The sequence below is a fragment of the Priestia sp. TSO9 genome (genome assembly GCF_021029645.1).
Classification (GTDB): Bacteria; Bacillota; Bacilli; order Bacillales; family Bacillaceae_H; genus Priestia; species Priestia megaterium_E.
The window spans coordinates 615,628-632,304 of sequence record NZ_JAJEKD010000013.1; the positions used below are offsets into that span (position 1 = coordinate 615,628).

Sequence of the window (16,677 nt, forward strand, 5' to 3'; positions counted from 1 at the left end):
ACATGGAGAATAAGTGCAGTGTGTTAATGATTGATGATGAACAGAACCTTTGTAAGCTGGTAGCCAAAAAGCTTCAGAAATCTGGTTTTCATACGCACGCGGCATATACCGGAGAAAAAGGAATCGAAATGGCTAAAACGCTGGATATAGATGTCGTGATACTAGATTATATGCTTCCGGATATGACGGGGATCGATGTATTAAAGAAGTTAAAAGAGGTAACGCAATCAAAAGTAATCATGCTTACTGCATACGGGAATGTTGAGAGCGCTGTGCAATCTATGAAAATAGGGGCTGTTGATTATTTGAATAAGCCTATTGAACTTGAAGAACTAAAAAATATTATTGCTTCGCTATGTACGGGCAAGCAATCGGATGCGGTGATGGAAAAAGATAAAGATAAAGACTTTATTTCAAAAAGCCCAGCAATGAACAAGTTAGTTGAAATGGTGGAGTACGTAAAAGATACAGACGCCAGCATTTTAATTCTAGGTGAAAGCGGAGTAGGTAAAACCGCGATGGCTAAATGGATACACGAGCAGAGTCATCGAAAAAATAATCCTTTTGTCGCTATCAACTGCGCAGCCATACCGGAAGCCCTTCTTGAAAGTGAGCTGTTTGGCTACAGAAAAGGAGCTTTTACAGGGGCTTCTTCTTCTCAAAAAGGTAAGTTTTCTGCTGCGGATGGCGGTACCATCTTTTTAGACGAAATTGGAGAAATTTCGTTAAGCATGCAGGCAAAGCTATTGCATGTGATCGAGGAAAAAAAAGTAATGCAGCTCGGAAGCAATGAGTATGAATCCTTGGACGTCCGAATTATTTCAGCTACAAATAAACCGCTTCAACAATTAGTAGAACAAAAGAAATTTCGGGAAGATTTATACTATCGGTTAAATTTAATGGAGGTCACCATTCCTCCTCTAAGGCACCGAAAAGAAGACATTGAACCGCTCATTCATCATCACATTATAAAGTTAAATACAAAATACAATAAGACACTTGCTGTTTCAAACGCAGCACTTCAACAGCTAATTTCTTATGATTGGCCGGGAAATATTCGTGAGCTGTTAAACGCGATTGAAAGAGTCCATATTTTAAAACGGCATGGAACAATTGAGCTCTCCGATTTAACGTATCTTTTTAATAAGCAAGAGTCTGATTCATATAGGAATCAGCCGACAAAAGCCAAACAAACAAATTTATCACACGCATTAGGTGAAGTAGAAGAAGAAATGATTAAAAACGCTCTTGAAGAAATGAAAGGCAATCAAACGAAAGCAGCTCAAAAACTAGGAATTGCTCGCCATACGTTAATTTATAAAATGAAAAAAATGGGTCTTAAATTTTAGAAAAAGGATATGAAAGAAATGACCTATCGTAAAATATTCAGCTTACTGGTACTGTGTTTTACAGTGCTGGGAGCATGTCAGCAGCCCAGTACTGCCCCGCTTAGGGAAGAAAAGAAGCCCCTCGATTCTGTTAGTATTACAATTGGGTCGAAATCCATGACCGAGCAATATCTACTAATGAAAATGACCGCGCTTCTATTAAAAGAACAAGGAGCTACTGTACATGAAAGGCGCTTTTTAGATAGCGATTCTATTCGAAAAGCAAGCTTGGCGGGATATGTTGATATGTACTGGGAATATACAAGTACGGCAAGAATTGTGCATCAAAACCAAGAGCCGGTCTATAATGAAAAAAAGTTGTATCAGCTGGTGAAAGAAACGGATGCGAAAAACCACTTAACGTGGCTGAACACTAGCCATTTTAACAGCAGCTGGGGGGTTTTAGTTAACCGTTCTTTTGCAAAGGAGCATCATTTAAACTCTGTTTCTGACTTGATTTCCTACATAAAAAAGCAAAATAAAAAGGTGAAAATAGCTACAAACAATGAATTTCTAAAAAGAAAAGACGGGTTGATGCAATTAGCTGACAATTATGAGTTGAAGTCCATTTCAACTGAAATCATTGGAATCGATTCAGAAATTATTCCTTTAGCAGTGAAAGAAGGCAGAGTAGACGTAGGGATTGGAATGATATCTGATAGCCGAATTCAAGCTTACGATCTTGTGTTACTAAAGGAAGATCAATCTCTTTTTCCGCCTTATTATGCAGCTCCCGTAGTAAAACAATCGTTAGCAAGCCGTTATCCGTCTGTCGTTTCTACTTTAAATGAACTATCAAGTAAACTAACGAATAAAAAGATGGTAGAGCTGAATTATCAAGTTGATATTTTACACAAAGACGTATCAGATGTGGCCTATAAATTTTTACTTGAAAATCACTTGCTTACTCCTTGATAGATACAAAACATTAAAAGCTGCACATTGTGCAGCTTTTTTTATTGTAGAGTGTAGAAAATTTCTACAGTAAATTGTGTGAATTTTCTACACTTTATTTTTTGTTTGCCATTAAGTAGCGATTACATCAGCTATTTGAACTTGGCACGCATCTTGCAATAGATATAAGTGAAAGTAAAAATGCTGAAACGTAAGGAGATTAGTATTCAATGAAAATTACGGGAATAGAGATCAAACATTATTTACTGCCTTTAAATCCGCCTTTTAAAGCAGCTTGGGACCCTGAGCCCCGCAAAAAGTTTGCTTCTACCGTTGTCTATGTACATACGGATGAAGGAATAACGGGAGTCGGATCAGGAGATTTAATGATGGGGCTTGAAGGACATGAACATTTGTTTATCGGTCAAGATCCTTTTGCCATTGAACGACATGCACAAGTGATTCAAAATATAGATTTTCACTATGGCAGATGCTGGCCGCTTGATTTAGCTCTATGGGATTTGATGGGGAAAGCAACAAAACAGCCCGTCTATAAATTGCTTGGAGCCCGATCTAACAAGCTTCTCGCTTATGCTTCAACGGGAGAAATCGTGACTCCTGAAGAACGTGCGGAGCGTGCGATTCGATTTGTAGAGCAAGGATTCAAAGCTATGAAAATTCGTTTTCATCACAAAGATGTAAAAGACGATATTCAAGTAGTGGAAGCGGTCAGAAAAGCCGTTGGTGACAAGCTAGAGATTATGGTTGATGCAAATCAAGGATGGAAAATGCCGTGGGACGTTGAACGGACGTGGGACTTAAAAATGGCCTATCAAGTAGCTAAAGAACTTGAAGAACTGAAAGTGTTTTGGCTTGAAGAACCTCTGCCTTCTCATCAGTTTGAACTGATGGCAAAACTTCGGGATCGAGTAGGTATTCGAATCGCAGGGGGAGAGATGAACCGTCATATGCATGACTTTAGAGAGTTAAACAAAATAAATGCATTAGACGTTTATCAGCCGGATGTAGCATTGTCAGGAGGAATTACGCAAACGAAAAAAGTTGCGGATCTTGTTCAAGGAAGCGGCGCTTGGTTCAGCCCGCATACATGGACAAACGGCATTGGTTTACTGGCAAATTTACATCTAGCAGCGGCGGTCAGTCACTGTCCATATTTAGAATTTCCTTACGATCCTCCAGCATGGTCTAACGAACGGAGAGATTATATTCAGCAAAACCCGCTTATGATTGACAAAGATGGTTATTTAGTAGCGCCAGAACAGCCCGGTTTAGGCATCGATCTTGATGAAGAAGCTTTAAAACAGTACGAAATTAATCATTTCTACGTAGGTGAAAAAAATACAGTTTCTATTTAACTGATATAAAGGGTGAACACAAAGTGAAGAAATACAGTGCTTATATAAACGGAGAATTTATTCAAGGCAGCAGTCAAATGGATGTCACTTACCCAGGAACGGGTGAAGTCGTAGCCCAAGTCTCTTCCTGCAGTATAGAAGAAACAGAGCACGCTGTTTCTTGCGCTAAACAAGCTTTTAAAGAGTGGAAGCTTCGTCCGTCATATGACCGAGCTGAACAAATTAAAAAATTTTTAACGAACATGAAAACAGAAGAACATATGGAACACATCGGAACAGCCATTACACAGGAAATGGGAAAACCCTTAAATGCAGCGAAATCAGAGGTGTTTTACGGAGCAGAGCTTGGCGAGTACCAAGCTCAGTGGGCAAGACGCATTGAAGGTCATGTAGTAGACAGCGATAACGTAAAGGAGAAAATTATTTCTTATAAAGAGCCTCTTGGCGTAGTCGTGGTAATTGTACCTTGGAATTTTCCGATTTATGTGCTGATGAGAAAAATTGTACCGGCGCTTGTCGCAGGTAATACGGTTGTGGTCAAGCCGAGCGTAAAATCTTCTTTATCTGCTTTAGCATTAGCGGAGTGCATTCATCAATCCGGCTTTCCAAAAGGTGTTATTAATATTGTGACAGGTATGGATGACATTGTGGGAGAAACGTTAACCTCATCTCCTGATGTAAACATGGTGACATTTACCGGAAGTACTAAAGTAGGAAAAGGTATTATGGAAAAATGTTCTCGTCATATGATTCGTACATCACTTGAATTAGGCGGAAAAGCACCTGCCATTGTAATGGAAGATGCGGATATTGATTTAGCGGTTGAAGCAATCAAGGGAGGCAGGTTAGCTAACTCCGGTCAAGTCTGCAATAACACTGAGCGTGTGTACGTTCATAAAAGTGTAAAAGAAGCGTTTACTACTAAACTATTGAAAGCGTTTCAAAATGTAGAGATAAAAGATGGTTTGGCTAATCCAGATGCAGAAATGAGCTGTCTCATTAACAAATCTGAAGCGAACCGCGTTCATCAAATGGTACTTGAGGCCGTAGAAGAAGGAGCCGCTGTATTATGCGGAGGATATTTGCTAGAGGAATTAGGAGGAAGCTTTTATCCGCCAACGCTATTAGATGAGTGTACGCAACAAATGAATATCGTGCAAAAAGAAGTGTTTGGACCCGTTCTTCCTATTATTTCGTTTGGGTCGCTTGAAGAAGCAATTAATCTAGCGAACGATTCTGAATACGGATTAACCGCTAATTTATATACATCCAGCTACCGTTATGTGATGGAGCTAACTACGCAGCTAGAATGCGGTGAAGTATACGTGAACCGCCAGCAGGGCGAAGCATATCAAGGCTATCACTCCGGCTGGAAGCAATCAGGGATCGGCGGAGACGATGGCAAGCATGGATTTGAAGAGTTTTTACAGGTAAAAACAGTTTATATGAAATTTTAACTTTAAAAAGCAGGTGAGCACAGGTGGGGAAAACGCGTGTGGAGGAAGATAGTTTTGGAAAAGTTGAGCTCCCGGCAGAGATTTTGTATGGCATTCACACGGCCAGGACAATGGAGAATTTATCATTTTCTAATAAAAGATTGCATGAATATCCGGACTACGTGCATGCACTGTTAATCGTAAAAAAAGCAGCTGCCTTAACAAACGTAGAAGCTGGAGTAATTCCAAAAGAAATGGGAGACTCCATATCAAATGCATGTGACCAATTGCAAAGCTCCGCTTATCACCATCATTTTTTGATTGATGTGCTGCACGGCGGAGGCGGTATCGGGACGAATATGAATGTGAATGAAGTAATAGCAGGCTGGATAAACCAGCAGTGCCCACATCATCTTCCTATTCATCCTATTGAACATGTAAATGCATCTCAATCAACTTCTGATGTGTGTCATACCGCTATCCGAATTGCGATTATTAAAAGCTATCATTATTTACAAAAAGAAATGGAGCATCTCCATTCTATTCTTCAAAAAAAGATGGAAGAGTTCCAGCCTGTGGTGACAATCGCAAGGACTTGCTTGCAAGACGCGATGAGTATTTCGCTTAGTGATACATTCAGCGGATATGAAGCGGTTCTTTCACGGCGTACGCGCTATTTAAAAAGAGCGGTAGAAGAACTGCACGCTGTTAATCTTGGAGGTACGGTTATTGGCTCCGGGTCGGGAGCATCAGAGATATACCGAAGTAAAGTCGTTCAGCAGCTGTCACGTCTATCTGGTATGCAGCTTTACCACCGCGCTAATTTATTTGATGCAGCACAGAATATTGATGATCTTGCTAATGTTTCGAACGAATTAAAGCAGCTGGCTACGTCTTTTATAAAGTTTGCTAAAGATTTAAGACTGCTCTCTTCTGGACCAGAAGCTGGCTTTGGCGAAATTCAATTACCATCTGTTCAAGCAGGTTCCTCATTCTTTCCAGGCAAAGTCAATCCTGTGGTACCTGAAACCTTAATTCAATGCTGTTTTCAAGTGCTAGGATGTGACAGAATCGTTCAAGCTGCTCTTGAACACGGAGAATTAAATTTAAATGTATTCGAAGGAGCCGCTGGAATTAATATTTTAGATAGCATTCAGTTTTTAACCAGCGCTGTAAGAAGTTTTTCGACGCTTTGCGTGCAGGATTTATCAGCCAGTTCAGAGCGCTGTCAGCAGCTTTCTCAATCGCGTATTCCGTTGATTGTTGAAATGAAAGAAAAATATGGCTATAGCCGCGTTGTAGGTAGTTTAAAAGAAGCAGGCTATGAAGGGCTGAAAAAATGGAGGAAATGTGAATATGACAAAACTAAATGAAAAAACCTTATTTAAAGGAATGGAACAACCTGCATTATTATGGGCAAAAGAGTGGCTGAAAGAACCTAAAAAACTCTATATCAACGGGGAGTGGAAAGAAAGTTCAAGCGGTGAACTAATTGATTCTATTAACCCTGCAAACGGAGAAATTAATGGCCAAATTCAAAGTGCAGCAAAACAAGATATCGACGAAGCAGTAGCTTCAGCTAGACACGCGTTTGACCACGGTCCCTGGCCAAGCGTTACAAGAAAAGAACGCGCGCGAATTTTAAGAGAAATAAGCAGCTTAATTAAAAAACATCAAGCAGAGCTCGCCACATTGGAGTCTCTTGATAACGGCAAGCTTTATACAGAATCGTACCATGACGATGTACAAGAAGCGTCGGATTTATTTGAGTATTACGCTGGCTGGACGGATAAATATTACGGTGAAAACAATCCGGTGGAAGGAGATTTCGTGAGTTATACAACGCGCGACCCAATCGGCGTATGCGGTCAAATTGTACCATTTAACTTTCCAATCGATATGGCCGCATGGAAACTAGCACCGGCTCTAGCGATGGGCAACACCATTATTTTAAAGCCCTCTAGCACCACATCTTTTTCTGCGATTCGTTTAGTAGAAATCATCGATGAAGCAAACATCTTACCGCCAGGTGTTTTAAATTTAATTTTAGGAAAAGGATCGATCGGTTCTCATATCAGCCGTCATATGGGAGTTGATAAAGTATCGTTTACCGGAAGCACAGGAGTAGGCAAACAGTTGGTTCATGATTCTGCCGACTCTAATTTAAAGCCTGTGACCCTTGAGCTTGGAGGGAAATCACCAAATATCATCTTTAGCGATGCACCCGATTTGGATGCTGCGATTGAACGTTCTTTTTACGGCTTGTTTACACATAAAGGAGAAAAATGCTCAGCGCCTACTCGCTTGTTAGTACAGCGTGACATTTACGAGCAGGTAGTTGATAAGTTAGCAGATTATGCAAATAGCTACAAGTGCGGCAGTCCTTTTGATCCTGATTCAGATCAAGGAGCCCAAGTCTCTGAATCTCATATGCAGTCAATCTTACACTATATCGAGAGCGGTATACGTGAAGGAGCTACGCTAGCAGCGGGCGGAGAGCGCGATGTAAGTGGAGATAATAAGCACGGGTATTTTATCCGTCCTACTATTTTTGCAGATGTTGATAATAAGATGACCATTGCACAAGAAGAAATTTTTGGTCCTGTACTGTGTGTAATTCCGTTTGATACAGAAGATGAAGCGGTGCAAATTGCGAATGATACGATTTATGGTTTAGCAGCTGGACTCTGGACAAAAGATGTGTCAAGAGCCAATCGTGTAGCCAAGAAACTAGAAGCAGGCATGGTTTTTATCAATAAATATGGCTGCTATGATTTTGCCAGCCCATTTGGAGGATGGAAACAAAGCGGATGGGGGAAAGAATATGCGATTCATTCTCTTCAATCTTACACAAAAATAAAAGCAATATGGATGGCTTATTAAATTAAAAAGCTGGAGGAAAGCATGATGAAGATGAAAGCAGCGGTCATGACGGGCGTTAATGCGCCTCTTGAAATTTTAGCGGTGGATTTAGCAGCACCAAAAGCCAATGAAGTACTTGTGAAAATAGAAGCAACGGGCGTGTGCCACAGTGATTTAAATGCTTTAGAAGACTCTTCAACACCAACACCTACTATTTTAGGTCACGAAGGTGCAGGTATTGTAACGGCAGTCGGTTTAAACGTGAAAACGGTAAAAGTAGGAGATAAAGTAGCACTTAGCTGGGTTCCTTACTGCGGCACGTGTGAGTTTTGTGTGACAGGGGCCGTACATCTGTGTGATTCGGCTTTTGGTCCGATGTTTAACGGAACGCTGTTAGACGGTACCTCTCGATTAAGTAAAGATGGAGAGCTGGTTTTTCATAACTCGCTGCTTTCCACTTTTGCTGAATATGCGGTGGTGCCGGAAATGTCTTGTATTAAACTTCCTGATGAAATGCCGATGGCTCAAGCCTCTTTAATTGGATGCGGTGTAGCGACTGGGTACGGAGCAGCTGTGAACGCCGCAAAAGTTACGCCGGGATCGACGGTAGCCGTCTTTGGCATCGGAGGGGTAGGGGTTAATGCTATTCAAGGGGCTCGGATTGCGGGAGCAAGTAAAATTATTGCATGCGATGTCAAACCAGCAAATTTGGAACTTGCTAAAACATTCGGAGCTACTCATACGATAAATGTAGCTTCAGAAGAAGCAAGCGAAGCTTTAAAAGCTTTAACAGGAGGACATGGCGTCCATTTCGCGATTGATTGCACCGGTCATACAAAAGCTACTGAATCTGCTTGGGAAGGAACGAGAAAAGGAGGTACGGTAGTTGTAGTAGGAGCTTTTAACCCATCCATGTCTATTAATTTACCAGGCGGAGGCTTTCATCGTGTCGGCAAAGTGTTAAAAGGAAGCTTTTACGGAGACACGCAGCCGTTTCGTGATTTTCCTAAAATTGCTCAGCTTTATTTAGACGGAAAATTTATGTTAGACGAACTGATTCTTGGACGCATGCAGCTTGATGATATTAACGAAGCTTTTCAGTCATTTCATGATTGTAATTGTGTAAACGTAGGCCGGTCAGTGATTGAATTTCCGTCGATTGTATCCCAAGCCTCGCTAGAAAATGGAGATGAATTTGACATTGTTTCATAATGTAAATGAGCTAAGAGAGGAGAAAAACAATGAATTCAGTATTTGAATTTACTACAAAAACAAGCATAGCGTATGGACTAGACCGGGTTTTGCAAATTGGAAAAGATGTTGAAGCGGTGAGCGGTGAAAAAAGAGCCGTGTTAGTGACAGACCCAGGGGTAATCAAAGTTGGTTTAGCAGACACCGTATTGAGAGCGCTTCAAAATGAAGGTGTAGAGACGTTTGTTTTTCATGATGTGAAAAGTGATCCTACGGCCGCTTCTATTGATGCGGCTGCCCAGCTTATTCGTGAACATCAGATAAAGTGCGTCATTGGTCTTGGAGGAGGCTCAGCTATGGACGTGGCTAAAATGGCTGCGCTAGTTGCAGGGGATCAGTATGAAACGATGCACTATGCTTTAATGGCCAATCCTTTTGCAAAAAAGAAAGTGAAAACGATTATGCTTCCAACTACTTCAGGCACAGGGGCGGAAGTCACAAGCACGGTTGTATTTTCTACTCACGATCAAGTAAAGGTGTGGGCATGGGATCAAGACATGGCACCGGAGCTAGCGATATTAGAACCGCGATTTACCTTGAAACTGCCGGATTTCTTGACAGCTGCCACTACATTAGATGCGCTTGTGCATGCAATTGAAGCATGCACAGGCAAGCGTACGAATCCTTTTATTCAAGCGCTGAGCCTTCAAGCCATTTCATTAGTAAGTCAAAACTTAGAAACGGCTCTGCAGCAGCCTGAAAACTTAGAGGCAAGAGGAAAACTCGCGATTGCGGCAACGCTTGCAGGAATGGCGATTGAACAAGGAGGAACGGGGCTTGCACACTGCATAGGGCATGCGCTAGGAACAGTCGGAAAAATCCATCACGGCCGCGCGGTTTCAATTGCCTTGCATGCTGTATACGACTGGAACATTGAAGGTGCAGTGGAACTGTATGCAGAGGTAGCAAAAGCTTTGGGAGTAAAGAAAGCATTTTCTACGAAGGAAGAACTTGCTTATGCAGGTGCAGAAGAATTTAAGCGTCTAGTAGCTGTAAGTGGATTAAACCTTGCGATTGGAGATAGGGATGAACTCTCTGTGAATATCTCTAACTTTGTGGACGTGATGCTTTCCGTTGAAAATGAACCGATGAGAGTAAATAATGCCCGTTTTGCCAGCGAAGAGGATCTACAGCAGTTTGCACATGCAATTATAATTATAGGAGCGTCGAAAGTTTGATAGAAGCACATACCGCTTGCAAGAAGCGGTATGTACCATCTCATTAATCAGGCAGGAGGAAGCGTAATGAAAAAGATCAGACATGCTGTATTTTGGCCTCCATTTTTATTGTTAATTGGAGCTGCATTACTAAGTTTTACAAACCGTGAAACCTTTACGACAGTTACGACTAATGCAAATAATTGGGTTATTTCTAACTTAGGCTGGCTGTTTAGCATTAGCGGGCTGCTGATGGTAATTGCATGTATTGGTGTTTATTTTTCACCGCTCGGCAATGTTAAAATAGGAGGGCCTGACGCAAAACCCTTTCTTAAATTCGGCAACTGGTTTGCGATTACCTTATGTACAACCATAGCTGCAGGCGTTACGTTTTGGGGAATTGTGGAACCGATCTACCACGTATCTGCACCTCCTGAATCGTTAGGAATTAAACCGAATTCTCCAGAAGCAGCCATTTTCTCGATGTCTTCTATGTACCTTCACTGGACCATTTCGCCGTATGCAATTTATTGCGTACCTGCAATTGTATTTGCATTTGCTTATTACAATATGAAAAAACCGTTCAGTCTAGGATCTACGCTAGCTCCAATTTTAGGGGATAAAATTAACGGGAAAACAGGGAAAATAATTGATGCGGTATGTTTGTACACTCTTGCTCTTGGGATGGCCTCTTCTCTTGGAACAAGTGTTTTAAATTTAGCAGGAGGCGTTAATCATTTGAGCGGTATTGCCAGCAACCCTTTACTCTGGGCGATTATAACGGCTGCCGTTACAATCACCTTTATTTTATCCGCATCAAGCGGCTTAATGAAAGGAATTAGAATTTTATCAGATATTAATATGAAAGCGTTCTACGGCATTGCCATTTTTATATTTATTGTAGGACCAAGCTCTTATATTTTAAATTTAGGGACGGAGTCGGCCGGTAATTATTTTACGCATTTTTTTGAAAAAAGCTTATTTACAGGAGCGGCAGCAGGCGATACGTGGCCGCAGTCATGGACTACTTTTTATTGGGCAAGCTGGTTTTCATGGGCAGCTATCACCGCATTATTTTTAGGAAGAATTGCATACGGATATAAAGTGAAAACGATGATTCTTGTGAATTTTATTTTACCAGCCTTTTTTGGAGGCGTATGGATGACGATATTTGGCGGAACATCGATTCATATGCAAATGACAGGAGGGAAACTCGCAGATATTATGGCACAAAACGGGCCTGAAGCCGTTTTGTATGCAGTATTTGCTGCTTTACCGTTCGCTAAATTTGTTATTCCGTTCTACTTGTTTATCGTGTTCATTTCATTCGTGACAGCGGCAGATTCTAATATGGAAGCGATGGGCGGAATCAGTTCATCAGGAATTTCTCCGCAAAGTCCGTCTCCGGGCATTATGATTAAAGTAGTATGGGGTGTCACTGTAAGTTTAGTGGGATGGGTGATGATTAGTTTTGCAAAATTAGACGGAATTAAAATGTTAGCCAATCTAGGAGGAGTACCTGCACTGTTTTTAGGTATAGGTGTTCTTATTGCATTAGTCAAAATTGCTCAAAATCCAGCCAAATACGATCGAACGACAAAGGTAGATAAAAACGCTGCGATTAAAGATGCAGATGAAACAAAAGCTGTATAAATAAAAGCAAGGAGGGCTCACTCCTTGCTTTTTTACGTTTTAATCGGCAGGCTCAGTATCAACATGCGATTCAATTTTTTTCTCTCTCGGCAATTGATCAATAGAAGCCCAAGGCACGCGCCGAGGCTTATATTCAATCGCATCAGTAGAGTAAACGGCCACGCTTATGACTCCCCCCTGCACCTGCGCTCGAATCAACAAAGGATCACTATACGTATTTTTAAAATGAAAGTCAGGTCCATACCAGCTGACGGTAGCGTCTCGTCCAGGAGGTACGTAGGAAACACTGCGACTGTGTGAGTAACGCTGTGTAATCGTTACGCCAGCGTTATCGACGGCGTTAAATAAAGTAGAAGAAACTTGGCAAATTCCTCCTCCAACTCCTTCAGAATACTCTCCTTTTACAATGATTGGCGCACGCATATACCCTTTTGCTGCCGTTCTTTTTCCGACGGTTTGATTAAAAGAGAAAACTTCCCCAGGAAATATGACGCTGCTGTCTAGTGATTCAGCCGCAAGAGAAATATTGTGAGAACGATTTTTATTGTGAGGGTTAAATACCGTATGATAATGACCGATTTGCTTAATTCGAATCGTTGCAAGCAGTTCTTTATCTACGCGAGGCGGAACAGGAAGCGTCGGGATTTCTAATGTTGACGTACCGCCGCTAAAAAAATAAGTATAAAATTTCTCCGCAAAATCTTTATGATATAGTTTGACACCCGCTTGCTCTGGAACAATTTGTCCGCTTTTATCAATGCGGGCATTTATGGGCTCTCTATATGTTTTTTTATCCAATTCTTTTAGAAGAAGATTGTATCTGTCATAATCAACCATAGGGACAGGAAGAAGAGGCACGGCCACTTTGTCCCGTTCAATCCGTTCAATTGGTTTACCGTCATGAGTAATAGATAGGTGGTCTTGTGTAGAAAGAGGTTGAATGAGCATTAAAAGTCCAACCATCCAAGTGAAATTCATAACATATACCTCGCTTTCACCTGTTAGTATGAATAAAATGAACCGTTTAATGTATAGGATTCACAAGCTCTTTTTTGTATTATTTTCCATGAGGCGAGCGTGTAAAAATTTCTATTTATAATTGTATGTGTACTTTCGCATATTACATAGAGAAACTACAAGGTAATGAGGGTAGATAATGACAAAATTAATGATTTTAGTCTTTATGCTTATTAGTTTTTTTGTGCATCCCCAAAAGATGAAAGCAGAAGAAAACCTTACGTACTTTCCGGTAAGTGACACAGGAAAAGTATTAAAGTGGAAACGTGTAGAAAGCTTACTGCCGAAGGGGAAAAAGTTTAAAGTGATCGATGTAGAAACCGGCTTTTACTTTTACGTGCAGCGAAGAGCAGGCTCACACCATGCAGATGCTCAGCCGCTTACACGCCAAGATACGAAAGTAATGAAGCACTTATATAATGGGAAATGGAGCTGGAACCGAAGAGCTGTTCTCATTCCGTTTAAAGGTCAAATGCTTGCCGCTTCCATGAACGGAATGCCTCACGGAGCCGGTGCGCTTGACAATGGATTCCCCGGTCATTTTTGCATTCATTTTGCAGGAAGTACGACTCACAAGTCTCAAAATGTGGATCCAGGTCATCAGTTAATGGTATTAAAAGCAGGAGGAAAGCTTGATGAATATGCATTAAAAGCTGAGCCGGCAGAAGTCGTAAATATGTTTTTAACAGGATTAAAGCAAGATGATGATGCTTTGATGCAGCCGATTTTGCGCGTGAAGCAAGAGCATAAGCTATGGGCAAAACTGCATAGTATCTCCACTATTTATTATAAAACGGACGTATTTCATGCAAAAAAGTATAAAACAAAAGAGAAAATCGCCGTAGATTGCCTTATTTATTACGAAGATAAAGGGGCTCAAAAGACCACGATGGTTTTTACTTTAAAGAGAAATCCGTTAACAAACGGGTGGGAAATTTCTTCACTTACATTGTAAGTACTGATTAATGCTTAAAAACACATCTGACAGAAAACAGATGTGTTTTTAAGCATTTGTTTAGCACTTTAGTCCTTCGCAATGTTATAGTGTAAAAACGTGCTTACATACGATAGAAAAGAATAAAAAAGGGTATAAGTAATAATATTACTCTTTCTGCAAAGAACTCTACAGCACGAAAGGAGAGGGTGTTTATTTTTTCATATTGGTTTAGCCGCTTAGTTGCTGCAGACCCTGGACGAAAAAGGCTCAAAACGGCTTCTAAAGCTACGATTAGCGTCATTACAGCGGTCGTTATTATGCTCATCGTATTAAAAGCAGCGGGAAGCTCACAAATTACCGCTGCTATTTTAGCAGGCGTAATCGGCCTGATGGGTATATTGGTCGTGAATGATGAAACAACAAAAGCAAAAAAAGTGACAACAGGCTTAGTAGCGCTTTCTAGCGCCGTTTCTCTCGGAATTGGCTCGTTTTTATCACGATATGGACAAGCAGAAAATATTTTTCTTGTTCTGTTGGTGTTTTTGTCTTTTTATTTACAGAGATTTGGTATTCGCTATTTTTCCCTGTCGATGGTGGCCTTTATGTCGTTTTATTTTGCTTCTATTTTACACGTCACATTTTCTCAGCTGCCGTGGCTGTTAGCTGGCGTTATAGTAGGAGCATGCTGTGCATTTATTTATAATTTTGTTATCTTTAAAGACCGGCCTGCCAACGTACTGAGGTCTTCAATGAAATCATTTCATATTCAAGTGAATTTGGTGCTTGATTTAATTATTGAGTTAATTCAAAAGAAACAAATTGAACCGGCTCAAATCAAACAATATAACCGCAATATTAAAAAACTGGCCGAGTATGCCCGTGTAGTATCAGAAGAGCTTGGAAATACAGATCCCCACGACATATGGCCTGGCGTAACAGCTGAACAGATGCGGCTTTATGTATTTGATACAGTTATGCTGCTCCAGACATATTCCCCGGCGATTCGAAAGCTCAGTGAATTAAAGGCATTTAATCATTTTGATATTCAGCAGCTGCTGTTAAAGCTAGTGGAATCAATTCGCGAAGCAGAAGTATTAAATGAAAAACCTACTCATTCCTTAACGGATGCAGCTCAGCATCTGCAAGAGCTGCGCCAAAAATTAAGTGAACTCGAACCTCAAGATAAAAGGTATAAAGAGTGGCTTTACTTAATCCGCCGTATCGAAACGATATCAAATCACGTGATTGATGAAGCCTATGAGCTGCAGCAAGCAATTGTGAAACAAGAAAAACAGCCTCAAAAAGAAGCGGAAGAAAAAGAAGACGAAGAGGACAATGATGAAGAAAAAGGATTAAAACCCTCTACGAAAAAGTCTATTCAAGCGGTCATCACTGCTGTTGCGACATTAATATTTGGCTCTTTTTTATCTCCATCGCATCAATATTGGGCGCTGTTAGCAGGCTATCTAGTGCTTCTTGGTACAGAAACGATAGGAAGTACGTTTGTAAAAGCCGTGCAGCGAAGCGTAGGAACGCTTTTAGGAGCAGCTGTTGGCTTTGTTGTCGCAAGCTTTGTCTCACCCGGGATACTTGAAATAACGCTGCTTTTTATCTGTGTGTTTATGGCTTTTTATTTCTTTCCTATTACGTATTCGTTTATGAGCTTTTGGATTACGATGATGCTGGCCTTTATGTATGACATGCTTCTTGGGGGGATTTCAGAGAGTTTATTACTAGCTCGCGTATTAGATACAGTTGTAGGAGTTGGAATTGGTCTAGCCGTATCTGCTCTTGTGTTTCCTAAAAGAACAAGAGATAAAATAACCGACACCTCAGTAGAATACGTAGCGGCTTTAAAAGAATTTGTTCATACTTATTTGCATCGTTTTACGAAGCAGTATGCGTTTGCCAATTTAGCTGATAAAGGAATGGAATTAGAAAAAAAGCTAAAACAGCTTCATGTAGATTCAGATCCTATTATCAAAGGTTTCGTTGGCCGTTCACGTCTTCAGCAATTTTTGACCGTTTTTACCGCCATTAATTATTACGCCAAGCATTTGGTAGCATCTTCTACTAGAAACGAGGCTTTTTACAAGGAAGCGGAATTTCATGGCGTAGTAAAGGAAGTGGAAGAGAAAGTAGCAAGCAACTTCACTCAGCTTGAAAAAGCGTTGCGAGGAGAAAGAGGAACGTATGTATACACGCTTGAAGATGTAAGACAAAAGATTGAACAATCTTTAGATTATTTTGATACGTCCGTTCAATCAAGAAATTTACAACATCTTCAGCTGCTGCATAACATTTATTACGTATGGAAAATCAATCAATCGGTTGTTCACTTAGCCAAAGAGCTAGGAGCAGAAGAAATAAGTAGTGAAGACTAAAAAACCAGCGAATATGTCGCTGGTTTTTTAGTCTGATGAATAAGGTGACGTATCTTTTCTAATCGTTCTCCACGTTGTTTTAAGACCGGCGTAGCTGCCAATTGCGGCGTATCCATAAAAATATCCCATAAACAATCCGGCAATAATATGATGAGGGTGACTGATAAATACTGAAAAAAGCACGCCGACAGCTAAAGCAATAGTCGGAACATATTGCTTTTTAGGATGAAAAAGCCATTTGATCAGCTACGTCACGATTAATACGACAGGAACACCAATGACTGCGTCCCAAAAATTTGTATGAATTGTAGCGAAATCCATA

General features: G+C 40.7%; 12 protein-coding genes and 1 pseudogene. 11 read left to right on the plus strand and 2 right to left on the minus strand.

Features of this window, described 5'->3' with window-relative positions; translation table 11 throughout:
* The first annotated feature begins 2 nt into the window (after positions 1-2).
* From LJC66_RS11355 to LJC66_RS11395, 9 genes are all read left to right on the plus strand, one after another.
* Positions 3-1,349, plus strand: a complete 1,347-nt coding sequence (locus LJC66_RS11355; RefSeq protein WP_230932572.1) for a sigma-54-dependent transcriptional regulator — start codon at positions 3-5, stop codon at positions 1,347-1,349.
* A gap of 18 nt (positions 1,350-1,367) precedes the next feature.
* A complete protein-coding gene (locus LJC66_RS11360; protein ID WP_230932573.1) occupies positions 1,368-2,303 on the plus strand; it encodes an ABC transporter substrate-binding protein in 936 nt (311 codons plus the stop codon).
* A 209-nt stretch (positions 2,304-2,512) separates the two neighbouring features.
* Positions 2,513-3,658: a mandelate racemase/muconate lactonizing enzyme family protein gene (locus LJC66_RS11365; protein ID WP_230932574.1), complete on the plus strand. Its 1,146-nt coding sequence runs from the start codon at positions 2,513-2,515 to the stop codon at positions 3,656-3,658.
* Positions 3,659-3,681: 23 nt separating this feature from the next.
* Entirely contained in the window at positions 3,682-5,115 is a 1,434-nt protein-coding gene (gene aldA / locus LJC66_RS11370) for an aldehyde dehydrogenase (protein WP_230932575.1), read from the plus strand.
* Positions 5,116-5,138: 23 nt separating this feature from the next.
* Positions 5,139-6,467, plus strand: a complete 1,329-nt coding sequence (locus LJC66_RS11375) for a lyase family protein (RefSeq protein WP_230932576.1) — start codon at positions 5,139-5,141, stop codon at positions 6,465-6,467.
* Positions 6,451-7,977, plus strand: a complete 1,527-nt coding sequence (locus LJC66_RS11380; RefSeq protein ID WP_230932577.1) for an aldehyde dehydrogenase family protein — start codon at positions 6,451-6,453, stop codon at positions 7,975-7,977. Before LJC66_RS11375 ends, LJC66_RS11380 begins: the two co-directional genes overlap by 17 nt.
* A gap of 21 nt (positions 7,978-7,998) precedes the next feature.
* A complete protein-coding gene (locus LJC66_RS11385; RefSeq protein ID WP_230932578.1) occupies positions 7,999-9,168 on the plus strand; it encodes a Zn-dependent alcohol dehydrogenase in 1,170 nt (389 codons plus the stop codon).
* Between the two features lie 29 nt (positions 9,169-9,197).
* Entirely contained in the window at positions 9,198-10,385 is a 1,188-nt protein-coding gene (locus LJC66_RS11390) for an iron-containing alcohol dehydrogenase (protein ID WP_230932579.1), read from the plus strand.
* 66 nt (positions 10,386-10,451) lie between these two features.
* Positions 10,452-12,017: a BCCT family transporter gene (locus tag LJC66_RS11395; RefSeq protein ID WP_116516326.1), complete on the plus strand. Its 1,566-nt coding sequence runs from the start codon at positions 10,452-10,454 to the stop codon at positions 12,015-12,017.
* A gap of 39 nt (positions 12,018-12,056) precedes the next feature.
* Here LJC66_RS11395 and LJC66_RS11400 read toward each other — a convergent pair whose 3' ends face one another.
* Positions 12,057-12,995, minus strand: a complete 939-nt coding sequence (locus tag LJC66_RS11400; RefSeq protein WP_230932580.1) for a VanW family protein — start codon at positions 12,993-12,995, stop codon at positions 12,057-12,059.
* A 178-nt stretch (positions 12,996-13,173) separates the two neighbouring features.
* Here LJC66_RS11400 and LJC66_RS11405 point away from each other — a divergent pair, with 178 nt between their 5' ends.
* Both LJC66_RS11405 and LJC66_RS11410 read left to right on the plus strand, forming a co-directional pair.
* A complete protein-coding gene (locus tag LJC66_RS11405) occupies positions 13,174-13,989 on the plus strand; it encodes a hypothetical protein (protein ID WP_060745703.1) in 816 nt (271 codons plus the stop codon).
* Positions 13,990-14,177: 188 nt separating this feature from the next.
* Complete coding sequence (locus LJC66_RS11410) at positions 14,178-16,355, plus strand: FUSC family protein (protein WP_230932581.1); 2,178 nt, start codon at positions 14,178-14,180, stop codon at positions 16,353-16,355.
* Between the two features lie 27 nt (positions 16,356-16,382).
* On the opposite strand, the pseudogene LJC66_RS11415 reads toward LJC66_RS11410, so the two are convergent.
* A pseudogene (locus LJC66_RS11415) lies at positions 16,383-16,676 on the minus strand (hypothetical protein).
* Position 16,677: the final 1 nt, after the last annotated feature.